16 protein-coding genes and 4 pseudogenes are annotated in these 23,571 nt (G+C 67.7%); 9 read left to right on the top strand and 11 right to left on the bottom strand.

Features of this window, described 5'->3' with window-relative positions:
• Positions 1–30 precede the first annotated feature (30 nt).
• Positions 31–484, top strand: a pseudogene (locus AB0D44_RS09105) (TetR/AcrR family transcriptional regulator).
• Between the two features lie 395 nt (positions 485–879).
• Here the strand turns inward: AB0D44_RS09105 and AB0D44_RS09100 are convergent.
• Entirely contained in the window at positions 880–1,326 is a 447-nt protein-coding gene (locus AB0D44_RS09100; protein WP_362586699.1) for a DUF1772 domain-containing protein, read from the bottom strand.
• 90 nt (positions 1,327–1,416) lie between these two features.
• Here AB0D44_RS09100 and AB0D44_RS09095 point away from each other — a divergent pair, with 90 nt between their 5' ends.
• On the top strand, positions 1,417–1,995 hold the full coding sequence (locus tag AB0D44_RS09095) for a TetR/AcrR family transcriptional regulator (protein ID WP_362586696.1): 579 nt from the start codon (positions 1,417–1,419) through the stop codon (positions 1,993–1,995).
• A 511-nt stretch (positions 1,996–2,506) separates the two neighbouring features.
• Here AB0D44_RS09095 and AB0D44_RS09090 read toward each other — a convergent pair.
• Positions 2,507–2,756, bottom strand: a pseudogene (locus tag AB0D44_RS09090) (VOC family protein); the annotation flags it as partial.
• A 180-nt stretch (positions 2,757–2,936) separates the two neighbouring features.
• Here AB0D44_RS09090 and AB0D44_RS09085 point away from each other — a divergent pair.
• Positions 2,937–3,905, top strand: coding sequence for a cytochrome c oxidase subunit II (locus tag AB0D44_RS09085; protein ID WP_362586694.1), 969 nt, complete (start codon positions 2,937–2,939; stop codon positions 3,903–3,905).
• 6 nt (positions 3,906–3,911) lie between these two features.
• Here the strand turns inward: AB0D44_RS09085 and AB0D44_RS09080 are convergent, their stop codons facing one another.
• Positions 3,912–4,649, bottom strand: a complete 738-nt coding sequence (locus AB0D44_RS09080; protein WP_362586692.1) for an alpha/beta fold hydrolase — start codon at positions 4,647–4,649, stop codon at positions 3,912–3,914.
• Between the two features lie 783 nt (positions 4,650–5,432).
• Complete coding sequence (locus AB0D44_RS09075) at positions 5,433–6,113, bottom strand: triacylglycerol lipase (RefSeq protein WP_362586689.1); 681 nt, start codon at positions 6,111–6,113, stop codon at positions 5,433–5,435.
• Between the two features lie 383 nt (positions 6,114–6,496).
• On the opposite strand from AB0D44_RS09075, the gene AB0D44_RS09070 reads away from it, so the two are divergent.
• Positions 6,497–6,925, top strand: coding sequence for a hypothetical protein (locus tag AB0D44_RS09070; RefSeq protein ID WP_362586686.1), 429 nt, complete (start codon positions 6,497–6,499; stop codon positions 6,923–6,925).
• Positions 6,926–7,022: 97 nt separating this feature from the next.
• On the opposite strand, the gene AB0D44_RS09065 is transcribed toward AB0D44_RS09070, so the two are convergent.
• From AB0D44_RS09065 to AB0D44_RS09055, 3 genes are all read right to left on the bottom strand, one after another.
• Positions 7,023–7,550, bottom strand: a complete 528-nt coding sequence (locus AB0D44_RS09065) for a hypothetical protein (protein WP_362586683.1) — start codon at positions 7,548–7,550, stop codon at positions 7,023–7,025.
• A 1,250-nt stretch (positions 7,551–8,800) separates the two neighbouring features.
• The gene (locus tag AB0D44_RS09060; RefSeq protein ID WP_362586680.1) at positions 8,801–9,703 is read right to left on the bottom strand and encodes a hypothetical protein; all 903 of its coding nucleotides are present in this window, start codon (positions 9,701–9,703) and stop codon (positions 8,801–8,803) included.
• Positions 9,704–10,227: 524 nt separating this feature from the next.
• Complete coding sequence (locus AB0D44_RS09055) at positions 10,228–10,806, bottom strand: hypothetical protein (RefSeq protein WP_362586678.1); 579 nt, start codon at positions 10,804–10,806, stop codon at positions 10,228–10,230.
• A 1,447-nt stretch (positions 10,807–12,253) separates the two neighbouring features.
• Here AB0D44_RS09055 and AB0D44_RS09050 point away from each other — a divergent pair.
• Positions 12,254–13,270: a winged helix-turn-helix domain-containing protein gene (locus AB0D44_RS09050; protein ID WP_362586675.1), complete on the top strand. Its 1,017-nt coding sequence runs from the start codon at positions 12,254–12,256 to the stop codon at positions 13,268–13,270.
• A gap of 310 nt (positions 13,271–13,580) precedes the next feature.
• Here AB0D44_RS09050 and AB0D44_RS09045 read toward each other — a convergent pair whose 3' ends face one another.
• Positions 13,581–15,119, bottom strand: coding sequence for an ABC transporter substrate-binding protein (locus AB0D44_RS09045; RefSeq protein WP_362586672.1), 1,539 nt, complete (start codon positions 15,117–15,119; stop codon positions 13,581–13,583).
• Positions 15,116–17,263, bottom strand: a complete 2,148-nt coding sequence (locus tag AB0D44_RS09040; RefSeq protein WP_362586669.1) for a hypothetical protein — start codon at positions 17,261–17,263, stop codon at positions 15,116–15,118. The genes AB0D44_RS09045 and AB0D44_RS09040 overlap by 4 nt, the downstream gene beginning before the upstream one ends.
• Positions 17,264–19,629: 2,366 nt before the next feature.
• Here AB0D44_RS09040 and AB0D44_RS09035 point away from each other — a divergent pair.
• Positions 19,630–20,340: a hypothetical protein gene (locus AB0D44_RS09035; RefSeq protein ID WP_362586666.1), complete on the top strand. Its 711-nt coding sequence runs from the start codon at positions 19,630–19,632 to the stop codon at positions 20,338–20,340.
• 566 nt (positions 20,341–20,906) lie between these two features.
• On the opposite strand, the gene AB0D44_RS09030 is transcribed toward AB0D44_RS09035, so the two are convergent.
• A complete protein-coding gene (locus tag AB0D44_RS09030) occupies positions 20,907–21,095 on the bottom strand; it encodes a hypothetical protein (RefSeq protein WP_362586663.1) in 189 nt (62 codons plus the stop codon).
• A 78-nt stretch (positions 21,096–21,173) separates the two neighbouring features.
• The gene (locus AB0D44_RS09025) at positions 21,174–21,674 is read right to left on the bottom strand and encodes a GNAT family N-acetyltransferase (protein WP_362586660.1); all 501 of its coding nucleotides are present in this window, start codon (positions 21,672–21,674) and stop codon (positions 21,174–21,176) included.
• 84 nt (positions 21,675–21,758) lie between these two features.
• Here AB0D44_RS09025 and AB0D44_RS09020 point away from each other — a divergent pair.
• The 3 genes and pseudogenes from AB0D44_RS09020 to AB0D44_RS09010 all read left to right on the top strand — a co-directional run.
• Positions 21,759–22,033, top strand: a pseudogene (locus AB0D44_RS09020) (IS21 family transposase); the annotation flags it as partial.
• Positions 22,030–22,800, top strand: a pseudogene (gene istB / locus AB0D44_RS09015) (IS21-like element helper ATPase IstB). The pseudogenes AB0D44_RS09020 and istB, both read left to right, overlap by 4 nt.
• Before the next feature lie 81 nt (positions 22,801–22,881).
• Complete coding sequence (locus AB0D44_RS09010) at positions 22,882–23,250, top strand: VOC family protein (protein ID WP_362586657.1); 369 nt, start codon at positions 22,882–22,884, stop codon at positions 23,248–23,250.
• Positions 23,251–23,571 lie beyond the last annotated feature (321 nt).

Here is a 23,571-nt window from a genome sequence, read left to right as displayed (position 1 = left end):
CAGGGGACCCACGTCAGCGTCGCCGACATCATGAAGGCGGCCGGTATGACCCACGGCGGCTTCTACAAGCAGTTCGCCTCCAAGGAGGCACTCATCGACGAAGCCACCGCCCGTGCGTACGGCGAACTCGCCCAGCACTACAAGGACGGGCTCGATCAGTACGCCGGGCAGCGCGACGCCGCCCAGCGGGCGCTGATCGACGCCTGCCTCTCCGCCGAGCACCGCGACAGCGCGGCAGAGGGGTGCCCCGTCGCCGCACCCGTCACCGACATGGCCCGCGATGGCGGAGAAAGCGAGGCCCGCCGCGTCTACGCCCAGGGAGTGGGCGACTTCGCCGACTGGCTCGACACCAAGGACCAGGACGGTCCCACCCGGCTGTGCGCCATGCTCGGCGCACTCGTCCTGTCCCGGGCCACCAAAGGCTCGCCGCTCTCCGAGGAGATCCTCACCACCGGCACGCGAGGCACTGACGGCCACCAACTGACCGGAACCACCGTGCAGGGCGGCACGCCGCAGGGAAGGGTGCGCTTCTCGCACCCTGACGTCGTCCAATCTCGTGAACGGCGCTCCCGCGTTGCCTCTCGCTTCCGCACGCCCGATCTTTCTCACCGCCTCCGAGTACGAGCGGCTGAAGAAGACGGCCTACGGCCACAAGGCCGAGCACCGACTGCGCCAGCGCGCCCGGGCTGTCCTGCACGCGTCGCGCGGCCGCTCCGACGCAAGGGCGTCGGGGGGTCGCAGGGGCGCGCGTCCTGCGGATACCGGCGGAGTTCGAGGGGGTGGGTGTCCGGGTCCTGGATGTGGATGGAGGTGGCGGTGCCGCACCTCCGGCGCACGGCCGAATGGTTGCGGCTGACGACCGGGCGAGTGAGCCCCTGCTCAGGTCAGGGCGGCGACCAGCAGGGCGAAGGCGGCGATGAGGACGGCGACGCGGACGTAGTGGAGGCGCTCCCAGCGGTTCAGCTGCTGCTTCCAGTCGGCGGGCCGGTTGTCGGGGGTCCACGTCTTGTTCCGGTTGTTGATCGGAACGAGCAGCAGAAGCGACATGACCACGCTGAAGATCAGCAGCGCGCCGGCGGTGACGACGAGGCCGGTGCCGTGGTGGTTCCACCCGGCGACAGCCCAGATGCCGACGAGGACGAGCGAGCCGATGTACCAGACCGGCATCACGGCGCCGAGCATCCGGCCCCCGTGGGCGTGGCCGAGCTGGCCGCTGTCCTCCGGGAGGGCGTTGAGGATCCGGTTCATGACGAAGGCGACGGAGAACTCCACCCCCACCATCACGCCGACGACCACGGTGGTAACGACCTCGAGTGCGCTGAGCATGATGACCTTCTCGGTATCTAGTGCTGCTAGCTGACAAAGCAACGCTAGTACTGCTGCCGCTCTCTTGTCTAGCGGTGCTAGGATCGAATCATGTCGGTACAGCAACGCAAGGAACGCGAACGGGCGGAGCGCGAGCGCCTCATCGTGGCGACAGCCCGTGAACTCGCCGAGCAGCAGGGCTGGGACGCGGTCACCACCCGCCGGCTCGCCGAACGCATCGAATACAGCCAGCCCGTCCTCTACAGCCACTTCCGCGGCAAACGGGAGATCATCGGCGCCGTCGCCCTCCAGGGCGCCACCGAGCTGGCCGCGGCGGTGCGGGCCGCGACCGCCGCCGCGGACGGCCCGCGCGAGCGGGTCGCCGCCCTCGCCCGCGCCTACCTTGACTTCGCCGAACGCAACCCGGCGGTCTACGACGCCATCTTCCAGCTCGACGGCGGCCTCGCGTACGCACAAGAGGAAACCCCTGAGCCTCTCAAGGACGCTTTCGCCGCGCTGCTGGACTGCCTCGGCGAGGTCGCCGGGGACGGCGTCGCCCCAGGGCTGTTCACCGAGGTGTTCTGGGCGTCCCTGCACGGGGTGGCCACCCTGACCCGGTCGGGACGGCTGCTGCCGCAGGACGCCGAGCCGAGGGTGAAGCTGCTCGTGGACCGGCTTGCCATGGTCTGACACGCCATCGCGGCAGCTTCACGCAGCCGGGGGCTCTCGGGCCCCGCCGCTGCCTGCCTGCATCATTCGCCGGTGCCTCGACAACCTGCGCACCGCCCAGGCCGAAGCTTTGCGCTCCCTTCCCACCCCCATCACCGTCTTCTGACGCCGATTCCGCAACTGCTTCCGTTCCCCGTGCCTGTGGAGTCCACGGGCAGGGCCGCGCACCGGCTCACTCCTGCACGACGCCGTCGCCGTCCTCGTCCAGCTCGATCGCCTCCAGGACGCGCAGCGGGCGCAGGGCGCGGGCGGCTGGGGCCGAGACGGTGCAGCTGTAGCGGCCGAGCAGGTTGAGGTTGCGGTGCTCGAGCGGGGACGGGCGGGCGATGTCCTCCTCCCGTCCGGCCCGCCGTCCTGCTGCCCAACCGGGAAGCGACCGACGTCGCAGCCTGGCTGGCGAAGCCCGGCCGGAAGACCTCTTCGCTGACCAGTGGCACAACGAGACGTCCGCCCTGGACGAGTACAGGCCCAGGAGGAACTCGAGGTGGAGGCCGACGCCTTTGGCGGAGCGCCTGATCGCGTGGTCGTCGGTGACCTCGTGCAGCGTCCAGTCCATCGCCTGGCCCCAGAACCGGGCCATCGCTCGAGGGCCGGTGCGGTCAACCACCACCGCGGCAATCGGGCCGGTTTCCCGGTAGCCGGTAGATCGGGGGGAAGGACGCAGAACTCGTTGCCCTCCGGGTCGGCATGACCGTCCAGGGGACGTCGCCCTGCCCCACGTCGTATCGGGGGTTCCCTTTCGCCTGTGGGTACGGCGCGTTGGCGGTTGCCCTGGTACACCGCCGGATAATGTCTTGTCCGCATAAAGACCTGTATTGACCGCCGAAAGGGGCGGCGGCCGGCGTTCGAGATGAGCGCTGCGTGCCGTCGGTATGCGGGCAATGGAAGAGGAAGGACGCTACGTGCATCCGAACGGCTGTCAGCGGTCCTCGCGGCGTCCGGCAGGGCGGCGACTCGTGCGTGTCCTGACCGTGGTTCCAGTCCTGGCGGCCGCTTCCGGTTGCACGTGGCGGGACTTCCCGCGGCTGGGGATGCCGACTCCGGTCACGGAAGAGGCACCGCGGATCCTCTCTCTGTGGCAGGGCTCGTGGGCGGCGGCTCTGGCCGTCGGCGTGCTGGTGTGGGGGCTGATCATCTGGGCCGTCATCTTCCACCGGCGTACCAGGACCAACATCGAAATTCCCGCGCAGACCCGGTACAACATGCCCATCGAGGCGCTGTACACCGTGGTTCCTCTGATCATCGTCGCGGTTCTCTTCTACTTCACCGCTCGGGACGAGGCCAAGCTGCTGGACCTTTCCAAAAGGCCCGCGCACACCGTCAACGTGGTCGGCTTCCAGTGGAGCTGGGGCTTCAACTACATCGAGAACGTCGACGGCAGCAGCACCACGGGCAACCCCGCAACCGACCGGAACCTGGACGTCATTCCGGACCGGGTCATGCGGGCGCTCCCTGCGGGTGCCGAGGGCGTCTACGACGTTGGCGTCCCCGGCATGCGAAACCCGCAGACCGGCAACCCCGGCCCGACCCTGTGGCTCCCCAAGGGCGAGAAGGTCCGCTTCATCCTCACGTCCACTGACGTCATCCATTCCTTCTGGGTGCTGCCCTTCCTCATGAAGCAGGACGTCTTCCCCGGCCACAACGTCAATGTCTTCGAGGTGACGCCCACCGAGGAGGGCACCTTCAGGGGAAAGTGCGCCGAGCTCTGTGGCGTCGACCATTCCCGGATGCTCTTCAATGCCAAGGTGGTCTCTCCCGACCGCTACCGGCAGCACCTGAAGGAACTGGCCGACAAGGGGCAGCGCGGCTTCATCCGCGCCGGCATCTCGATCCCGGAGCCGGTCAAGAACCACGAGCCACGCAAACTCTAAGGCTCGTCACGTGACGTTCTCGTACAGGAAGGTCTCAAGCCGTTCGGCGAAGCCCGGTGCTGCGGCGACGAAGTGACCGGCGCCCGGATGCACGCTGCGCTCGCCCCTGAGCGCATCCGCGAGGGCGTCGCAGATACGCTCGTACGCGGCCGCGTGGTCTCCGGACGCGACGAGCACCGGCACGCCGGCGTCGCGGATTGCGTCGAGCTGCGGGCGCGCCTCGCTCGTCAGCCGGCCGCCGTGAGCCCGTCGAACGCCGGCGACCACGTGCTCGGGGAGCGGGCCGTCGTCGATGGGGGCCCCTGTGAGATGGAGGAACTCGCGCAGTTCGGTCCGATCTGTATTCATGCCCTGGGCAAGGACCTTGTCGCCGAGGCATTCGAGCCGTGCCACCGCGGGATCGTCGAGGACAAGGTAGTTGAGCGGCGGCTCGATCAGGGTGAGTGAGCGCACGCTGCCCGGCGCGGCAGCGGCCGCGATCAACGTGCCGAGAGCGCCGTACGAGTGGGCGACCACGTGCGGGCGACCGACGAGCAGCGGTGCCAGGTCCAGGGCGTCCACCGCGAAGTCCTGACCCTCCTGCGGCGGTGGGCTCGGCGGATAACCACGGCGGTGGACGTATGCCAGGGTCCACCGGTCGGCCAGTGGAGCGATAGCGCACCATGTCGTCCGCGGACCTGCACCGCCATGCACGAGCAGGACCTCTGGCCCGGAGCCATCACGTACCACCACGATCTCGCTCACGAGACGAGCGTACCGGCCCACTGCTGAGGCACCGTCCCACGCCCGGGAGCCCCGGCGAGCTCCTGCTCCGGCGTCACCCTGAACCTCGGTGCCGGCATGGCCGTCCGCCGCCTCAGCGGTCCGACCACCGTCAACCTCACCGTCGAACAGATCCGCTTCACCGCGCCCGTCCATCTCAATCACTGCGCTGATCTTCTCCAGGGGGAGCCACGAGAGACATGTCCGCCGGGGTGCCGCCCCCGCAGAAGAAGCCGGTGGAGGCTTCCAGGCCACAGCCGGCCACGAGGCCCACGACCCAGCCGAGTCTGCCCCGGCCGCGGATGCGGATCCGGAACCGTCAGACCGCGGCCCTGCCCTACGGGGCGGATCGGTGGGCCGCGAAGAAGGCCGCCGACCAGGCCCCTGACGACGGTGCGCGGCCGGGGCTACCCGGGACCGGGCGGGGCCGATCTGCGCGCGGCCGTGCGGTTCCTCGTCGACGCGGCCGTACGGGACTGCGGACACCGCGTCCGGACCGTGTTCGACGCCCCCGCGCCGCAAGTCCGCGGCGTCACCACATCGCCGCGACCAGTCCCCACGTCAGGGAACGTGCACCACACCAGGAGCTCGGTGCGACTTCCCGCATCCCGGCGGACGCACCGTCGGCCCGGCGTGGCTGGCGTCGCTCGCGCAGCCACACCGGGCTCAAAGCGAGAATTGGCGGCACCCTCACGGGGCGTTTACGCATACGTCGGCCCCTGAGTGCCGCGCTCGATGGTGAGTCCTACGGCAGGCGCGCGGTGATCACCTGTTGACGTGGTCCCGCACTTGCCCGTACACCGTCGGGTCGGAGCCGAGGGCGTTGTGGCTGAGGCAGGCGGTTTTTGTGTTCGTCGCGCCGCTCAGGGCGACGCTGCTGTCCGGATTGATGACCGCGTCGCACGGTGACCACCACGTGGCATACCTGGGATTTCCTGGACTCTCGTCGCCGGAGTTGAGTGCGCCGAGGAAGGTCGACCCGATGCGCATCTCCACGCAGGAGGCGTCGTAACACCCGTTCGCCCAGTCGGTTCCGTGGTTGGGGCCGCCCAGCGAGACCCAGGCGTCGATCTTCTGGCTGCCGCCCAGGTTCTTGGCGTAGTAGCGGCTCGACAGCCCGCCCATGGAGTGCGTGACGACGTCGACCTTGGTCGCTCCCGTGGCGGCCAGGAGCCGGTCGACCTCCGTTGCGATCTGCTGCGCCGTGGTGGCGTTGGACTGCCGGGTGTCGTAACTCCACTGCCGCAGATGCGTGTACGGCCAGCCGTCCGTTCTGAACTCGTCGGCCATGGCGTTCCAGTACGAACCGGAGGAGTTGTATCCGTGCACGAACAGAATGGGGTTGCTGGCGGGACCGAAGGTTCCGGTGGCCGCGTAGGCCGGACACACGGCGACGGAGGTGAGCAGGAGGCTCACCAGGGCAGCGGGAAACGCACTCTTCTTCATGGAATGCCTCGCGGGATCGGCGTCCGTGGGGGGCGGCGCACAAGGAGGCTACTGGCGAGTAGGGGCGCTGCGTCAAGGGGCGTGCGGAGATTCAACTCCCCTGTGACCTGCGCAGTTTCGCTCCATGTCGTAGCGATACGGTCCGAGCAGGCCTGTGGAATCGGCCGGACCCGAGGCGTTCGACAGTCCTCAGAATGGGTGGCGGAGGCGACGGTCAGCCCCGCCACTGAATGTCGCAGTCTTGGTTTAGTCACGCGGCGAGAGTGGTTCGTCCGCCCCAGCGGATTCCTTTCTCGCTGCGGATGGGGTGAGGTGGAATGGGGCGCCTCGCGCCGCGGGCAGTATGAGAACTGGGGTGAGCGGTGGGGACGATACTCAAGGGCATGAGCCGCGTTCGGTGGCACGAGCTGACGCACGCGTATGGATCGGCGGAAGAGGTTCCGGGCCGGCTGTCGCGGGTGGCGTGGGGCGATGCACCGACCAGCGCTTCAGCATTAAGTGATCTTGGGCTGTGGCTCGGGGAGCTGTCCGTCTTCGACGCGACTGCCGAGGCGGTTCCTTTCCTGTGGGATCTCGCGGTGACTGACTCTGTGGCCAGCCGCTCCGGTGTGATCCAGCTGCTTATGACGATCCTCGAGCAGGTCAATCCTCCTCGGCTCGACGTTCAATGCGCGGCCCACCTGGCCGTGCTCGACGGCAGAGGGCTGGCAGACAGGCTGGCCGGTGAAGGGGATCCCGCCGTGCAGGCAGCGGCTCAGGACTTGATGGCCGCGATGGACAACCACGTGTGTGAGGCCTGCCGTCCCGCCTGACCACACGCCCGTTGTTGCTGACCGGCGCTGCGCGGGTCCTCAAGAAACCGGGATTTGTTGACGGGATCCAGCGCGCCGCGCACGTGGTCGTGAAGCCCTACACCGGTGATAGACGGTAGCAATCGCGACCTTTTGATGTGGTGGAACTGGGAACATCGTCGCGGAAGTCGAAGTGGCCTCGCTGCCCAGCACTGCGAAAGCCCTTCACCGCCTGCTCTGAAATCTCCAGGCAGAAACCTGAGACCAGGGGCTTTGACTTGCTCGCCCGATGGAGGCTCAGCGACCCCTCGTACCGCCCGGGCCGGAGGTTCCAGTCGATTGCGTTGAACAGGATCGTCGGTTGCTGAGGCCTGTCCTGACTGACGATCAGCGGTACTGGGTCTGCCTCACGCCGGTAGGTGAGGTCGCGCCTCTCGTGGTCATAGGTCCAGGAGCCCGTTTCGTCCCAGAAGAACTTGGGCTCGTCGGAGCCAGCGATCGGGCCGGTGGGCCGCAGTCGAAGTTCCGCGTTCAACACCATCTCGAGGTCCTCGGTCTTGACCCGGGTGGACAGAGTCGGTTGAAGGTAGAGCCACACGTCCTTGCCCTGGGCGACTCGTACGAGGTGCGGCATGGCGACGTCCATGTCCGGCTGCTGTCGTAGCTCCGCGAGGTTGTACAGCGATACGAGCAGTGCGACCAGGCCGGTGGCAGTGCTGACCCACAGATGAGTCGACTCGAATCGCCACCTCCGCGGGCGGTGATTGGTTCGGGTGTCAGGAGCGTCAGGGCCAGCGGGCGGGGCAGAGTTCACCATGTCAGTCTGAGCAGATTCAATGACCAGAGTGGCTCGCGACATACCGTTCGCTTCTCCTCCTCTGCGCCTGGACGTAATCCCGTAGGACGGCAAAGCCGGGCCGCCGCCCGCAGTCCACGAATACCTGTGGGAGCTTGCGGGCGTCGCCCGGCCGGTTCGGCGGATCGGGTTCGGCCCGGAACGTCGTGCACGTGCGGTCCGACCGGGTTCGGGCGGCGGAGTTGGGGGGCGGGTGCCTGTGGCGGGTATGGGACGGCCTGGGGGCACCCGAGGAGGGTGTCGTGCGCCACCTCATCCGAAGCCCCGGCTCGCGGACGCGTGCCCGTACGGTCGCCGTGGTGTGCGTCCTGGTCTTGGCGGGCCTCGGGGCCGCCCCTGGCCCGAGTCCGAGCCCGGCGCCGGAGATCCGCTGGGGCGCCTGCCCACTGCCCGCGAAGGCCGTGCTCGACGGGATACAGTGCGGGACCATCGAGCTCCCGCTCGACCACGCCGACCCGGCCAAGGGGAAGACCACGGTGGACCTGGCCTGGATCCGGGCCGTTGATCCCGACAAGCGCCTCGGCTCGCTGCTGCTGAACTACGGCGGGCCCGGCGCCTCCGGCATCGAGGACCTGGCCGCCTACCCCGAGTCCCTCGCCGTCCTGGGCGAGCGGTACGACCTCGTCGCCTTCGACCCGCGCGGGGTCGGCCACAGCGACCCCGTCACCTGCGAGGGCGAGAGCCCGGTCCCCGGCGGAGCTGGTCACCACCGGTGGCTTCGACGCGGCCGAGGTGCTGGGCGAGATCCGCGCCCACGCCCAGCGCTGTGCGAAGGACTCCGGCCCGGTCCTCCCGTACATGGGGACCGTCGACGTCGCCCGACAGCTTGCCCTGAAGGGCAGGATTCGGCCGCGGCCGCGGCCGCGGCCGCGGACTGCGCCGTCGCCGCCAAGCCGGTCACTGCCAGACCGCCAGCGAGTGCCATCGATGCCAACTTGCGCTTCAGCTTCACTACGCGCTTCTCGTGCCTGGTGAGTTCTTCCTTCTCGTGCGATTTGGGAGTCAGCCCGGCCGGTCAAGGATTTGGCCTGGGTTGGATTTCACAGGGTGTAGGCGAGTCCGTGGGTGGCTGCGATCTGTCCGCTGCCGTGGCCGGCGTGGATTTTGACGGGGTTGCCGTCGAGGTTCTTGACCTTGAGGGTGGTGCGGATCTGGGTGCAGCCGCCGAGCTGGGACTTGGTCAGCTTGAGCGTGTTGGTGGCTGCCTGGTGGTGGCGGGCGTCGGTGATGTTCCACCGGGCGACGGTGCTCTTGATCGGGCCCCCGCAGGTGGCTCCGTCCGGCATCTGCGGCTGCGCTTCGATCCAGGTCTCGGCCTGCGTGTATGTGTAGGCGGCCGTTCCGCCGGCACAGATCCGGGAGTCAAGGATGCAGGTGGTCAGGTTCGTGTCCTGGACCACGGTGATGTCCTCACCCGTCGCGGCGGGGGTGTAGGTGTAGCCGAGAGTGGTCGCCGTCGAACCGAGCGGAACGTCGACGGTGCTCTGCGCCGGCAAAGTCCACCGCGCCGCGGCCGGGGTGGACAGTCGGGCGAGTTCGGCGCCGGCGGGGATCCGCATGGTGACCTTCCGCCCGTCCTTGATGATGGTCGAGTAGGCGACCACGGACAGGCGGCAGGTGTAGCGAGCGGTGCTCGGTGCGGTGAAGAGCCAGCGCAGGCCCGGTGTCAGACTCTTCTCACCGGGCGGCACCAGATTCGCCGCCCAGTACGCTCCCGCCTCCACCCCTTCCGCGAACTGAGTGCCATCCCCATACCGGCAGCGGATCGCGAAGGTGAGCCCGATGTTGTCGCCCGCCGAGAGTGTGTTCAGACTGCTGGTGGTCAGATTCCGTGACCACAGATACGACTTTTCCCCCGCCGCCGCGTCGAACGTGATGTCCGTACCCGGTATGTCCCTGTACACGTCCGGTGCGCTGGCCGGGTCGACCGGGTAGTCGAACACTGGCGAAGCCGCTGAGGCGGGCGAGGCCGTCATGATCGCGGTCACTGCGGCAAGCCCGACGGCTGCCCGAACGCTCCCGTGTAACTGGTGCACTCGTACTCCCATTGTTTTGACGCAAAGGCATGTACAGGAGTTTCAACAAAGAATCATCTGCACAAAATTGAGTGTTCATCATAATTACGGCACTTGCGTGCGTCCCTGACACGTGGCCCCCGCGCCTACCTCGGCCAGGTGGGAGTCGGCGAGGCCTTCCCGTACTGAAGACCTGGACACCCGGGGCGGCGGTTCGCCGGAACAGCCTGCTTTCAGAGGCGGTCCCGACGAGACCCAAGTCAGCCGCACACCGTGACAGAAGGAGGCAGCGCCCCACCTAGATGCAGGTTCACGGGTTGCCGCCTCCTCGCTTCCAGTCGACGGTCATCCGCACGACTCACTGCCCAGCTCCGCTCAATACCGAACCTGAAGCACCCAGCGCTGCGCTTCTGCCAATGACCCGACTGGACGCCGGAGGGACGGTTCAGCTGCTACAAGCCAGCGTTGGGGTCGACGCCGCCGGTACACACGGCACCGCGCTCGCCGAACTGAGCGAGCGTCCTGGAGTTGCTGCTGGAACCGCCGGGGCGGATGGTCCCGTCCAGGTAGAACAGCTTCTTGTCCCCGTTGTAGTGGTAGACCACGGCGTTGACCGGCAGGTTGTTCACGTACGAGCCGATACCGTCGAAGAAGCCGGTCTCGCCGCGGTTACCGAGGAAGATGCAGGCCTTCGTGCTTGTCGAGGTGACATCCAGGTCGATGAAATACGCGTCCTCGTACAGGCACAGCTTGCCTGACGGGCATCCGCCCACGGCCGCGGCACTGCTTGCGGTAGCCGCCACGCCACCCGCTGCGAGCGCAACCGATGAAAGTATCACTGCTGCCATGCGCTTGAGGTTCACTGTTTCCTCCGAGATTCTCGTTGATGGTGTACGGAGCCTGTCCGTAACGACTGCGGTGGTCATGGCTGGACGGCCGAGCGGCGCCGCCGGTGTGCGAACGATCTGGGCAGTGATGTGACGCTGGTCGGGGTCACGGCCCGTTCGAACCGGCAGAAGGCCGATCAGCACGGCTACGTGGATGCCTGCCCCGGCGGTGCACTGCCGGTACATCGGCGAGTGGCTGCCGAGCCCGGTGGGGTCCGGCGGTGGACCAGGCCGAGCGTGAGACGCTGCTGCGGTACGCGGCCAACTGTCCCCGCGAACATGGCCTTCGAGCGGGCAGGCTGGCGGGCCCAGTCCATCCTGCGGCCGGCCCCTCGGCCTGAGACCCCCGGGACGACTGCGGCGCGGGCCGCCACCGCATCTGCTTGCGGCGAGCGGAAGAATCACGTCTACCGCCTCCACGCGGCGCGCTGACCCGGGCTCTTGCGCGGAGCTTGCGCTCTGCGGGGTTGGTGCGGGGTCAGTTCACGATGAGGCCTTGGGTGTTGGCGGGGCCTATCAGTTGACGTAGGCGACGCATTGGCTCGGGGTGCCCGAGCAGTTACCGCTCTCGCGGCCCGCGCTGCCCCCGCCGGGATTCTTGTAGCGCTCGAACGTCACCTCGGGGTTCACACCTTGCGACTGCGCTTTACGCAGAGCCGGGTTGCGACCACATACAACGGATGTTGACGTTGTCCTTCACCAGGCAAATCTTGATCCAGACCACCGTACCTTCTGCAACATTCTGTGTGTTGGTTCGACAATTCCCCTTCCCGCCCGCATACGCGGACTTGATGAAGGTGCCCGAGCCGTTGTACACAAACTTGTATAGGCCAGCCCAGACGCCCATTCCATCCGCCCTCGTATCGCAGACGTTCAATTCATCGCCATACGACCTGAAGCAGGACTTCCCGCTGACGTTCCACGAGCTCGGCATGTCCTGGTGATAGATGCACGTATCGCTGGCTGCAGATGCCGTTTGCGGCGCAAGGAGCATTCCGCAGACAGTGACAGCCGACAATGCCATTACCCGGCCGAGCCCCGCGAATATGCGCAAAGTGAGATCCCTTCCCATTCGAGTGGAACGCTGAACGTTCCGGGTCGATATGCAGCTGCACGGCCGGCAAGCCGCGTATCCGCTCAGCTCCTCGACGCAGGCCGTCCGCGCTGTGCTGTTCGCTTCGGAATAGATCCTGGCAGCTGGCACTCCGAGGGTCCAAGCCCTTTCGGTCGTGGCCGAAGTGGCTAGCGCGGTGGGCTCTTCACGGGAACTTGGCGGCATGTCCGCGTCGGACACGACTGATGTGATGACGGCGTCGTCCCGGACAATGTGAGTTCCCATCGAACCGCCGCTGCCGCCCGGTGAGGCTGCCGGAACCCGGCTGGCGACGGACGGCTGGGCTCGACGACGCCTTGACCGCTGACAGCAGGCCATGGTCTTTGGCCAACTACACCGCATCCTGCGCGCCGAGCTGAACGCTGGCGAACTCGTGCCTGCGCGACCATGATCGTATTACGAGCTCAAAGAGACCTTGGCGCGGTCTGATGGCGACAGAGAGGATGACACCCTCACGCCACATCAGGAGGGCATGCCGTGCTGCGCATCAACTTCACACCCGATGACTTGGCCAGGACGCGCATCGCTGCCACCTGGGGCCCGCTCGGTGAGACGTTTTGCGCCTTGACGACCATGCAGCAGCCTCAGGGAAGAGCTCTGTTCGGTGGGTGGCGCCAGAGAGTCCACTCCGTGTCAGCCGCTCGCACGCATCCAGCTTCTGCACTCTTCCACGAGGCGTTTCTGGATCTATTCACCGTGACGGGAGCATCAGCCTCGATCGAGGAAGGCATCGAAGCCCTGCGTGCAGCCCGGGCGGAGCACCTACACGCCGAACTCGTCGGAGCGGCACAGAACCACGCGCACTACTTCCGCAGCACGGAGCAATGGGCGGGTGCTGCATGGGGAGACATTGCTCACGACCGCGCGGATCGCAACGAACTGTTGGTCTATCTCCAGGACTCTCACCGAGCCGCAGTGGCCCCCTACTGGCCGCGCATACTGCCACGACTGCAGGCCGAGCAAACCAGTCACGCCCGCACACTCGCCGAGTACGGAGTCGAGGGGATGCTCGACCGGTTGCCGCCGGGGTTCCGCTGGCGGTCCCCGACGCTCGAGGTCGGCCGGGGAAAACACATCAGAACCGTCGAACTGGCCGGCAGAGGCCTGCTGCTGATCCCCTCCGCCTTCTACCAGACCAGACCCATGGCCTACACGAGCCCGACGGACGACCAGGCACCCGTCCTGCTGTTCCTCCCCGTCATTCGCAGCGTCACCGACGCCGCCACCCTGCTCACAACCCCGGAAGGCGGTCTGGACAAAGCCTTGTCCGCCTTGCTGGGCCGCACCCGGGCACACACCCTCGATGCCATTGGCGATGGACCCTGCACGACCGGGCAATTAGCCGAGCGAATCCGTGCATCCCTTCCCACCGCCAGCGAGCAGGCCACCGTCCTCCGCCGTGCCGGCCTCGTCACCACCACCCGACACGGCAGCGCCGTCATGCACACACTTACCCCCCTCGGCCACGCGCTGCTGACAGGCCAACACTTGTAGCCCTGATCGACATACAGGCGGTGGGGCTTGCGGCGGGGGCGGGCGTCCTCGCAGGCCCCGAATCGCTGGGAGGGCGTCCAGCAGCCGCTGGAACAACGGGCCAGGCGATACCGGCCCCCCAGCACGTACATGCGCCCGCGAGAGCCGCCCGGTCCGGAACACGCAGTCGACCCGGACGGCGGCAGCGGAGCCACCCGCTTCCACAGGTCATCCGGAACAAGGTCAGTGAAGTGAGGCCTGTAGCACCGATTGCAGAAGCTGCAGGTAGGGCCCGTCGGGCGCGTCGGGAGGGACGGGGCCTGTCGTCGGCTCAGTTGGGGATGGAGCAGTTGAGGTCGGGCGCGCGGCCCGCGGGCCACGCGATGCCGTCGAAGACGGCGGTCTTGGTCGTCGGGTCGAGATGGACGATGGAGACGGCCTTGTTGTACGGGTTGCCGTACTGGTCGAGGCAGATCCAGCCGCTGGCGCCCTCGACCCGGTTGTTGCCGTGCAGCCGCAGCCAGCTGTCGGCGACCTCGGAGAGGGACGGCATCTTCACGCTGCCCACGGCGTCGTTGCGGATGCCCGCGATGGCGGTGGAGACCGAGTCGTAGGTGATGATGACGCGGCCGTCGAAGAGGTTGGCGGGGCCGATCGAGTCGGGTTCCTTGGTGCCGAGCTTCTGGACCAGGTCGGTCAGCTCCTTCAGCGCCGCCTTGGAGCCGCCGGTCGGCGTCGTGCTTCGCTCCCCCCAGGCATCGGGGTGGGCCAGGCCCGGGTAGCGCAGGGTGATGCCGGCGCCATTGGTGAGGGCGCCCCACTGGTCTGCGAACTTCTCGTCGACCGTCAGGGTGGAGGCGTGCGAGCCGCTGATGACGGTGTAGGGCTTGTTGCACTTACGGTTGCTCAACTCGACAAGGAACAGTCGCAGTTGCACCGGACGGCCGGCGAAGTAGATGGTCTTCGCGTCGGAGGAGCAGATGTCCGGCACCATCTGGTGGAAGTCATTGGCGAGGTTGCCCTCGTCGTTGGAGTCGGGCGGCGACCGGAAGGTCTCCGGGGCGTTGGGCGCGCCCTCGGCCAGCTTTTCGAAGGTCTGGCGCAGGCTGGCCAGGTAGTTGTCGCCCTCGCGGATGTCCTCGACCACCAGCGTCTCTGCGGGCTTTATGTCCGACCCGTACGAGGCGAGGGCGTCGGCCTGGTCGGTGTTGCCGGGGGCGATCCGGGCCAGGCCCGGGTAGCGGTGCGGGTCGGCTGCGGTGTTCTTGATGTCGTCCGCGGTCATGGGGCCCGCGACGACCGGGATCCCCTTGTCCTTGGTGAGGTAGCGGACCGCCTCCTCGGTCTCGGTGATGCTGATGTTGATGCCGGCGACGGCGCGCAGGTTGTCCTTCTTGTCGGCCGCGGCCCGCGCGAGCTGGTCGGCGACGGTACGCCACTCCTTGTACCCCCGGCCGGGGTTGGCGAGCACCAGCCGGATGGGCGGCTGCTTGCCGTTGGCCTGGTGATTGGCGCGGTACTGGGCCAGATAGGCGCCCTGCACCTGCTCGACGTATTCCTGCTGCTCTGCTTGGCTGTCGGAGATCATGGGGATCATCAGGGCGATCGTGGCGGGCGACTTCCCGGCGACGCTGTCGTTCTCCGCCTTGATGCGGTCGGTGACCTGCTTCAGCGACGGGGCGAATACGTAGCCGCCGTCGGTGACGCCGACGCACTCGTGCCGCGGGCCCCGCTTCGCCACGCCGGGGGCGCAGGCCGGGTCCTCGGCGAGCCACTGGTCGTAGGAAACGTAGCCGCCGGTTGCCAGGACGACGGCGACGGAGGCGATGAGCAGGGCGCGGTTCAGCGGTCCGGCGGGCCAAAGTGTCATGGGCGGTGCTCTCCGTAGGTCGGCAGATCGGGTGCCTGGATCCAGCGGTTCAGAAACCGGGGCCACTCCTCGTAGGCCTGGTAGAAGACCTCCTGGGGGCCGACGGCGCTGTTCTGGGCCAGGGTGAGCAGCTGCAGCCGGACTGCGTTGACCTTCCTCGGGTCGGGGTGCGCGAGGGGGTGCGACTGCCGCCACAGGTTGAGGACGAGGAGCTGCACGGCCTGGCGCACCGGGTCGTTGTCGGCCGCGAGCCGGTCTTCCACGGGATCCGCAGCCGGGACGGCCGGGTGCTCCGGGGGATGCGGTGCGGCGCAGACCAGGTTGAGAGTGGCGAGCCACCCCGGCGCGTCCTGCTCGGCCAGGCGGCGGTGCAGGGCGCGCACGACGACGTCGGTGTCGCCGATCGCGAGCGAGTGGTGCAAGTAGCAGGCTTCGCGCGGGTCGGCGGCGCCCGGCGCGTACAGGAGGCGCAGCCGCCGGTGGCTGCCCCGCCAGTCCCCGCCTCCGGGCGCCACGCCGGTGCGGGTGCGGAGGTCGTGTACGAGCAGGGCCCGCAGGGTGGGATCACCGACGAAGGGCCCGCCGGTGCCCGGCCAGGGGTGATGGCTCCAACAGTCCTTCCGCAACAGGCGCTTGGTCTGCGCCACTGGAACTCTGCCGGTCGCCGCCACGGGCTGTCCGTCGGCTCCGTGCGGCACGTGGTCGGCATCGAGTGCGTGGGCGGCCGCGTCGTCGAGCGCCGGGGTGTAGGCGGCGAGGCGGGCCCGGGCCTCCCCGTCGGGGACCAGGAGCCGGAGCAGCCGTTCGTACACGGGCAGCGTCGGTCCGTCGTCGAGCGGCAGGTCGAGCGGCAGGTCGAGCAGCGCGCCGTGGTCGACGGGCTCACGGAGGCCGATCTTCTGCCGGACGGACAGCACCAGGGCGTGGGCTATCCCGGCGCGCCCGGCGCTGAGCCGGTGGATCACGTGGGCGGTGTCGGGCTCCGGACGGTCGTCGCCGAACATCTCCTTGACCTCGTCGAGGTCGAGCTGTGCCATCGGCAGCCTCAGCACCCAGCCGGCCGCCGTCTGCGGCCGGTCCTGCCGCCAGTACGGGCCCGCCGCACTCCTCGTCGACGGGGCGGTGCCCTCGGTGTCGGGCACGGCGGGCTCCTGGGCGAGGGCCGCCGCGACGACGCCGGGGTGCGTCCGCGTGGGCTCGTCGTGCCAGGCGCGGGTCAGCGCGTCCAGGACCGTCACACCCAGCGGGGTGTGGACGTTGTCCAGGAGCAGCAGCGGGCGCGGCACCCGGTTCTTCAGGCGCATCCAGGTGTAGTGGTCGGCCATGTCCTCCAGGAGGGCGGCCACCAAGTGGTGCTCCGCCCGCCGCCGGTCGCCCCCGTCGCCGCGGAAACACATGGCGAGATCGGTCAACTGGGCGTGTCCGTCCCCCTGGGGGCCGACCCGACGACCGGCCCACCAACCCAGGCCCTGCTTGTTGGCGCGCGGGCCGAGCAGTTCGGTGGTGACGATGTCGGTGAGCGGCCCGACGAGTTCGCTCACCCCGGGTCCCAGCCCCGCTGCGGCGGTGATGCCCTGGGTGACCTGTCCGATCCAGCCCGACACCCGCTGGTTGCGCGCCTGGAGGTCGGGCTGGCTCTCCCGTAACAGCCCCGCGAGGCGGCGACGGGCGGCCTGCAGCTCGGCGGGCTGGACGCTCTCGGACTGCCAGCTGGTGACCGCGAGCAGCCCCTGGGTGAGCCGGGGGAAGGACAACTTCCCGGCGAACTCGTTCGGCTTCCGGCTCAACCCGTCCATCAGGTAGAAGAGCAGGTCCGAGGTGCGCGAGGCGTTCGCCGTGGTCTCGTCGGCCAGGGAGGCGAGCCCCGGCTGGCCGAAGTCCGCCGCCCCGAGGTCGGCGTACGCCTGCGGTATGCGCTGCGCGTACCGCTTCGAAAGCTCCTTCAGCAGCGCGGTCTTGCCGGTGAGCCGCCCGCCGCCGCACTCGATCAGCAGCGGACGCCCGCCCGGTATCCGCAGCCGGGCGGTCCCCTGCGACTCGAGCCCCACCAATGAAGGCACGACGTCATCGAGCACCGCCGCCCGTCCGTACAGCGTCACCGCGACCCCCCAGTCAAGCGGCTCGATGGTGCACCGCCGCCGCATGGGAAGGAGCGTAAGGGGACGGCTACATGCCGCCACCGACATATGACCAAGCCGCACTTCTCAGTTATGCTTTCGTGACCCACAGTGGGCGGAACGCTCCTTTGGCCCCTTGTGTCGCCTCTCCGAGTTCGGGGGACCTTCGGGCACGGAGCCGCTGACGCCAGGCCCAAAGCCATCTGGAACGCGTCCCTTTGATGGTTGGTCAGTTGATCGATCGCGCCCCGCACGGTGACTCGAGATCGATAGTCGAAGGCGCATGTGCCCTTATCCGCGCACTTCCCGACCCACAGGGTGAATTGCCCCTTGCCGTGCGTTCCCGCCAGGTCGGTCATCGCTAGGAGCGCGGTGTCTCGGGGCGGTCCAGGGTGCCGGAGTAGTCCACGTCCGACTCGGAGCCCGCACCCCACCAAGTCGCCTACCAGCGCGGCGACGGCCGCGGCGGCCACGGCCCGGGCGGGACAGGGCGACGGCCGTTCCAGCGTGGCCGAGCCCGAGGCCGGCAGCGCGACGACGCAACAGACGGACCAAGGACCCCTACCGCGGACACCAGCACGATCCCACGCACCGGGCCGCGCGGTGCGTGAGACCCGCCGCTGCGGGAATCACCGTCCGCCTGAGGGCAACGTCATGGAAGTCCTGGGATGGAGCGCCGGGGGGAGGGCGACTTTGTCTCGGAGGGTGACGTTGCGGCTGGCGGATCGTTTCAGCCGATGTGAATGATGGGTTCCGTTTTGCTGCGGTCACGGGCTCCCGTGGTCCGGACAATGTCAGCCTGCGCGACGTGGGCCCGCCGATTACGCCGCCGCCCGCGCGCTGAGTCCGTGTGAGGGGGCGGTGGCGTGATGGGCCGGTCGTTCTACTGGTGTCGGTCCTGCCGCAAGCCGCTCTATGCCACGAGTTCCCTCGCGTTTCCGGCCGGCTGGGACTGGGAGATCGACCATCAGCAGCCCGGCGATTGCGCCAGCGGGTACCTGATGCCCCTGACCGGCATCGCCACCGTCCCGGAAGAGCTCCCCAACGCACCCCGTGTGCTCCGTGTCTTCGGATCCTGAGCGCCGGACGATGCCGACCACGGGGAAACACGGTCGCGGCCCCCATTGCGGAGCCTGGTGCTGGGGGGCAGCCCGCGACGGCGCCGGGGGTGGCGCCGTCGGTTTGCTCAGTGGCCGCGCGCCGTCTCTCCTGCGGGATCGAGAGAACGTCCAGCGGTGGGGGCGGCGGCGGCACATGCTGATGGGGCGGTGGACTCGGGAGGATGCCTTCCGTCACCCGCTCCGGTTCAAGCGGCTGGGCCTGGACGTGATGCTGGAGGATGCTCCCCATGGGGGCGGACGGCGGGTGGCTGAGTACCGGCGGAGAGGTACCAGCCGCCCTGGCACACGACATGGCGCGGCGCCGACGGGCCGGGCCGATCCAGACCTTGGGATCTCGCGGTGGCCATCGAACTGAACGACGAGCTGGTCCAGCTCCGGCGTGCGGCCGATCAGGCCGGGCCCGCGCGACGGCCGGCCCGTACAGCGCGGAGGGGTGGCGGCCGTGGCTGGAATCCGCGGCGGCGGTGCACGACGCGGTCACCGAGTAGGCGAAGGCGACTGGACAGAACCGCTATGAGGTCGAAAGGGCCCTGGTGACAACGGTGAAGACCGCACAGGCCACTCCAGGTCTGACCCGGTCCGCCCCTTGCCGTCTTCGGACGGAGTCATGACGTGGTGCGGGACGATGAAGTCGGGCAACGTGTTGAGGCTGCCCGCGTCCGTAGGCGCGGCTCCGTGCCCGTGGACGGTCAGGCAACCGGGGCGCGTGGTCTTGGTCGCGGCCACGTTCAGCACGACGCAGAGCTCCCCGGCCGGGAGGCCGCCAAGGGTGAGGTCCCGCTCGGGGCGAGAGGGTCGTCGCTTCGAAGAGCACGCTTGGCTGGAACTCGGGTAGCGCTTCGACGGCCTCGACCAGTTCGGCGAGGAGGCGGTAGTGGCGTTGCCTGTCCAGTGGCCAGGGGCACTGCCAGTCGGTTCGACCGACCGGGCCTGCTGGACTCCGTCCGTTCACGGGAATTCCGGGCGCTGGAGCGCGAGACGAAGTGAAACGACGCCACCGACATCTGTGTCCTGCTGGACTTCTTGTCTGCCCGCGGCCTCGAGTGACAGGCATCGAGCATGCGGACTGGCCGACTTCCGTGACTGGAGCTGCACGGCAGAGGCAAATCCTGACCGGAGCGGCGGCGCGAATTGGAACGGTGAGCTGGCGGCCTTCACGAGCAAGGGATGGACCTGCCAAATGGATCGAAAGAACCGTTTCTTCATCCCTTTGGAGTGACACAGTGGTATGGCTCCCAAACCTGGTGGAGACCACCCCGCGAAACTCGGATCATGCCTGCGAACAACTACGCGGAGATCGTGGTCCCGGTTGTCACCGCCTGCAGCACTGCTGCAATCGGCGCTGCAGGTCTCATGTTCAAAGACTACCGACGAAAGCGAGATTTTGAGCACCGCTACAGAATTCGCCTGGAGAAGGCCGGGCTCGAGGTGCAGTTCATCACCAACTGGATCCAGGCAAGGCAACTACTCGAGCCCGGAACAGCTCGTACGCAAGAGGCTGAAGAGTGGCTGCAACGCTGCTACCAAGTCGCCGAAAAAGCAGGGGAGGAAACTCCAGAGAAGCTCCAGCGGCCCACACTCCGACGGCTTCTCCTGCTACAGCCGCTGGCTGGGCCTGCAGCGAACACCACGCGCGCTGTGTACTGGGTTTCCTTCGCATGGCTGAACCTCCTCGTGCTGGCGTGGGCCCGAAAAATCGCTCAATGGCTAGCACCTGGCGGTAGCTCTGTAGGTGGAGATGTCGTTTTGGCATTGTTTGTGGTTGCGCTATTTGCATTTCTCGCCGCAGGTATTCGAAAGCTTAGCTTGAATCTCGATGCGGCAGCTCGACGAGGGTCAATCTCCTATCCGACCACTTGGCGTGTCGAACAATCAGGTCGCGGACAACAATGGCTCAGGGTTACCGGAATCGTTTTTGTCGTCCTTCTCGTGGTCTGGCTCCTAGCTGCCACGATCCTTGCCATGATTTACGAGAGCTCGTGACAACGATCGACCCTTCCTGCCGGTCCGCCCCATGTCAGTCCACTATGTGCCAGCGGCGCCAAGCCCGCCGGGACCAAGTCCATCCGCCAGCTCGGCGCAGCGTTCCAGACGGGCCTTGAGGCCACTCGCGCCGTCGTCATGGCCCGCGACGGGACCGAGAACGGGCACCGGGATCTGGAGCGGCAACCAGAAGGCGGGCCGCGACCGGCTCGACGCCGCCGAGTGGGTGAGCTGGCCGAGGCGCTCGTTGATGTCCTGACCAGCCCTGTTTCGAGCATGAATCCGTGTCAGTTCATTCCCAATCAGTTGTGACTGGGCCTACAGTTCGGGGCTGTGGATGAGAACTTGCGCGGGCTGGAGGAGTTGCTGCTCCCGCGATAGTGCGTGTTGATCTGCGGCGCACTGCCGCAGGCGCCTGGTGCCTGGGTCGCGGAGCGTGTCCGCGCGGGTTCACGGTTTCTACCTGCGGGCTGGAACGAGGCGTCGTACTCCAGTTGCCGATCCGCCACTTCATTGGCAGGAACGCCGAGCGTGGACGCCGCACGTTCGTCGAACCGATAACCGGCCTAACCCGAGGGCACGGACAGCGGATCGAGCGCTTGAGTTATCCACTGGCCGCGATCGGTCTCGCCCTCGCGGGCCGGGTCGGCGCCCGCCTGGCCGATGTCGTCGAGGTGCTCCTGGATCAAATCGCCGAGATGCGTACGCGAGACGCCGCAGAAAGCAGATGGGGCAAGGCCGCCGTACGGGCCCACTTCTTGGTCATACGCCAAGAACCCGTGCGGGCGCTGTCAGGTCACGAGACGGCAGTCTCTCGCACCGTTGAGAGGTGGTCATGCTTTCGCAGGAGCGCTCGCCATCGCCCCCGGCAGGCGCATCATGAAAACATCGATCGGATCCTGGGCCTCCACGACGAATCCGTGGCGCTCGTAGAGCCCACGGGCAGCACTGCCCTGCAAGACATTCAAACCCACCGTCATGCCGTGCGCGTCCGTCCGCTCCAGCACCGTGCGCAGCACAGCGGATCCGAGCCCTCGGCCCTGACAGTGCGGAGCAAGGTAGAAGTGCTCCAGCCACTCCCTGCCTTCGGCGGGCCGGACCGTGACGCAACCTGCCAGTTCACCGTCGATCACGATGATCGACGTGTGCTGCGGACAGAAAGAGTCCCGCAGCCGCTGCCGTACCCGGTGCTCGTCGTAGCGCCCAAGGCGTTCCAAGTCCGCACGCATGACCGTGGCCCGCAACTCCGCGATCACCTCAATGTCCGCTGCCAGCGCAGGACGCAGCACCCAATCCGCGGCCCGTGCAGGCGTGGCCCGCGCGGGCCACGTCATGTCCGATCGCGCACCGCTCCCCATCACCCCAGCACCCATGGCCGGAACATATCAGTCCGCCCTGACGAGGCATACGGACCCGCGCATCCCCGGGCGATCGGACGCGGTACCCGCGTCGTCGACGAGTCCCATTGGCGCGGCCTGCCCCCGGCAAGGGACGCCGCACCACTACTGGCGACGTCCCGGTCCAGCCTCGCCGCGAACGGCCACGGGGCGAGGAGACCGGACCGCTGCAGGCCCTGCTGAACCGGGCCGCGGCCACCCGGATCGAGGTCGGGCGCCGACCGTTGTCGGTCTATGACGGACTGACCGGCGCCCGCCCGTTCACCACCCATCGAGCGACGAAGGAATCGTCTTGAGCGAGCTGACCGGCAACCGCATCCGCACCACGGCCGGCAAGCTCGGCCTGCCCCACCTCGCGGAAACCATCAACGAGTTCACCCGCCGGGCGGACGAGGCGAAGATGGGCTACCTCGACTTCCTCGACCTGGTCCTCTCGGAGGAACTGGCCGTCCGCGACGACCGCCGCTTCCGCCAGGGCCTGCGACTTTCGCGGCTGCCGCACCACAAAACGCTCGATGAGTACGACTTTTCGTTCCAGCCTGACCTCGACCCGCGCAAGGGCAAAGACTTCGCCACCCTCTCGTTCGTCGAAGCTAAGGCGAACGCCGCTCTCCTGGGTACGCCCGGGGTGGGCAAGACGCATATCGCCGTCGCTCTGGCCGTCGCGGCCTGCCGGGCCGGCTACTCGGTCTACTTCACCAGCCTCGACGACATGGTCCGCAACCTCAAGGCCGCCGAAGCAGCCGGGCGCCTGGCCAACTAGCTGGGCACTTACCTGCGGCCGGGCGTTCTCGTGGTCGACGAGGTGGGTTACGAGATCCTCGAACGCGGCGAAGCGAACCTGGTCTCCCAGGTCATCTCAAAACGGTATGAAAAAGGATCGAGCATCCTCGCTTCGAACAAGATCTTCAGCGAATGGGGACAGGTGCTCGCTGACGAGGTCCTCGCCACCGCCACCCTCGACCGCCTCCTGTACCACTGTGACGTCATCTCCATCAACGGACCAAGCCACCGGCTCAAGAACCGACTCAAGGCCATCGAACGGGACACTGACGTGGCCTGACAGGCCACTTCGTGAAACCGACCGGGGCAGTACCTCTTAGGGTGGGCATCGGGAAAGTCTGTTGATCGGCTCGGAGGTGTCATGCCCTTGCAGATGAAGTTGAGCGCGATAACACTCGATTGCCCTGATCCACTGGCTCTGGCAGCGTTCTATCAGCAGGCCACCGGCCTTGAACCCCACCCGAAGTCGGACGCCGACTTTGCCGGTCTCAACCGTGAGGATGGACTCCTCATCGGCTTTCAACGAGTCGACGACTACCGTGCGCCGACCTGGCCTGATCAGGCCGTTCCCCAGCAGCTTCACCTTTGCTTCGACGTTGCGGACCTGGACGAGGCGGAGGCCCGGCTGCTGGAGCTTGGCGCAGGCAAGTCGGATCACCAGCCTCATGAGGACAGGTGGCGGGTCCTCACCGATCCAGCTGGTCATCCCTTCTGCATCGTCAGGGGCTGACTCGGCCGTGCTCCCGCACACGACATAGCTGGGGACGTTCATCCGCACGCGGTTGGGGAGGTTAGGTAGTACGCCGACACCAGGCCGAGCGGCTCGCGGCCGGCCGCCGGCAACGCCGGGTCCTCGCGGTCCCCGACCCCCTGCGACCTTTGGTGGAGGCCTTCTTCGACTTCATGATCCGCTCGCGTCAGTGATCCCGGCGTGCCGGAATGCTGCCCCGCACCAACGGCACCATCGACGCCGCACTGGCCATCGTGCGTGACCTCGCCCTGTTCCTCGCCAGCTGCCGCGCCCGTACCTGGAGTGCAGGGCACTCCTCGA

Origin of the sequence: Streptomyces sp. NPDC048349, assembly GCF_040651925.1 — a bacterium.
GTDB lineage: Bacteria > Actinomycetota > Actinomycetes > Streptomycetales > Streptomycetaceae > Streptomyces.
This window is presented reverse-complemented; position numbering and strand designations above follow the sequence as displayed.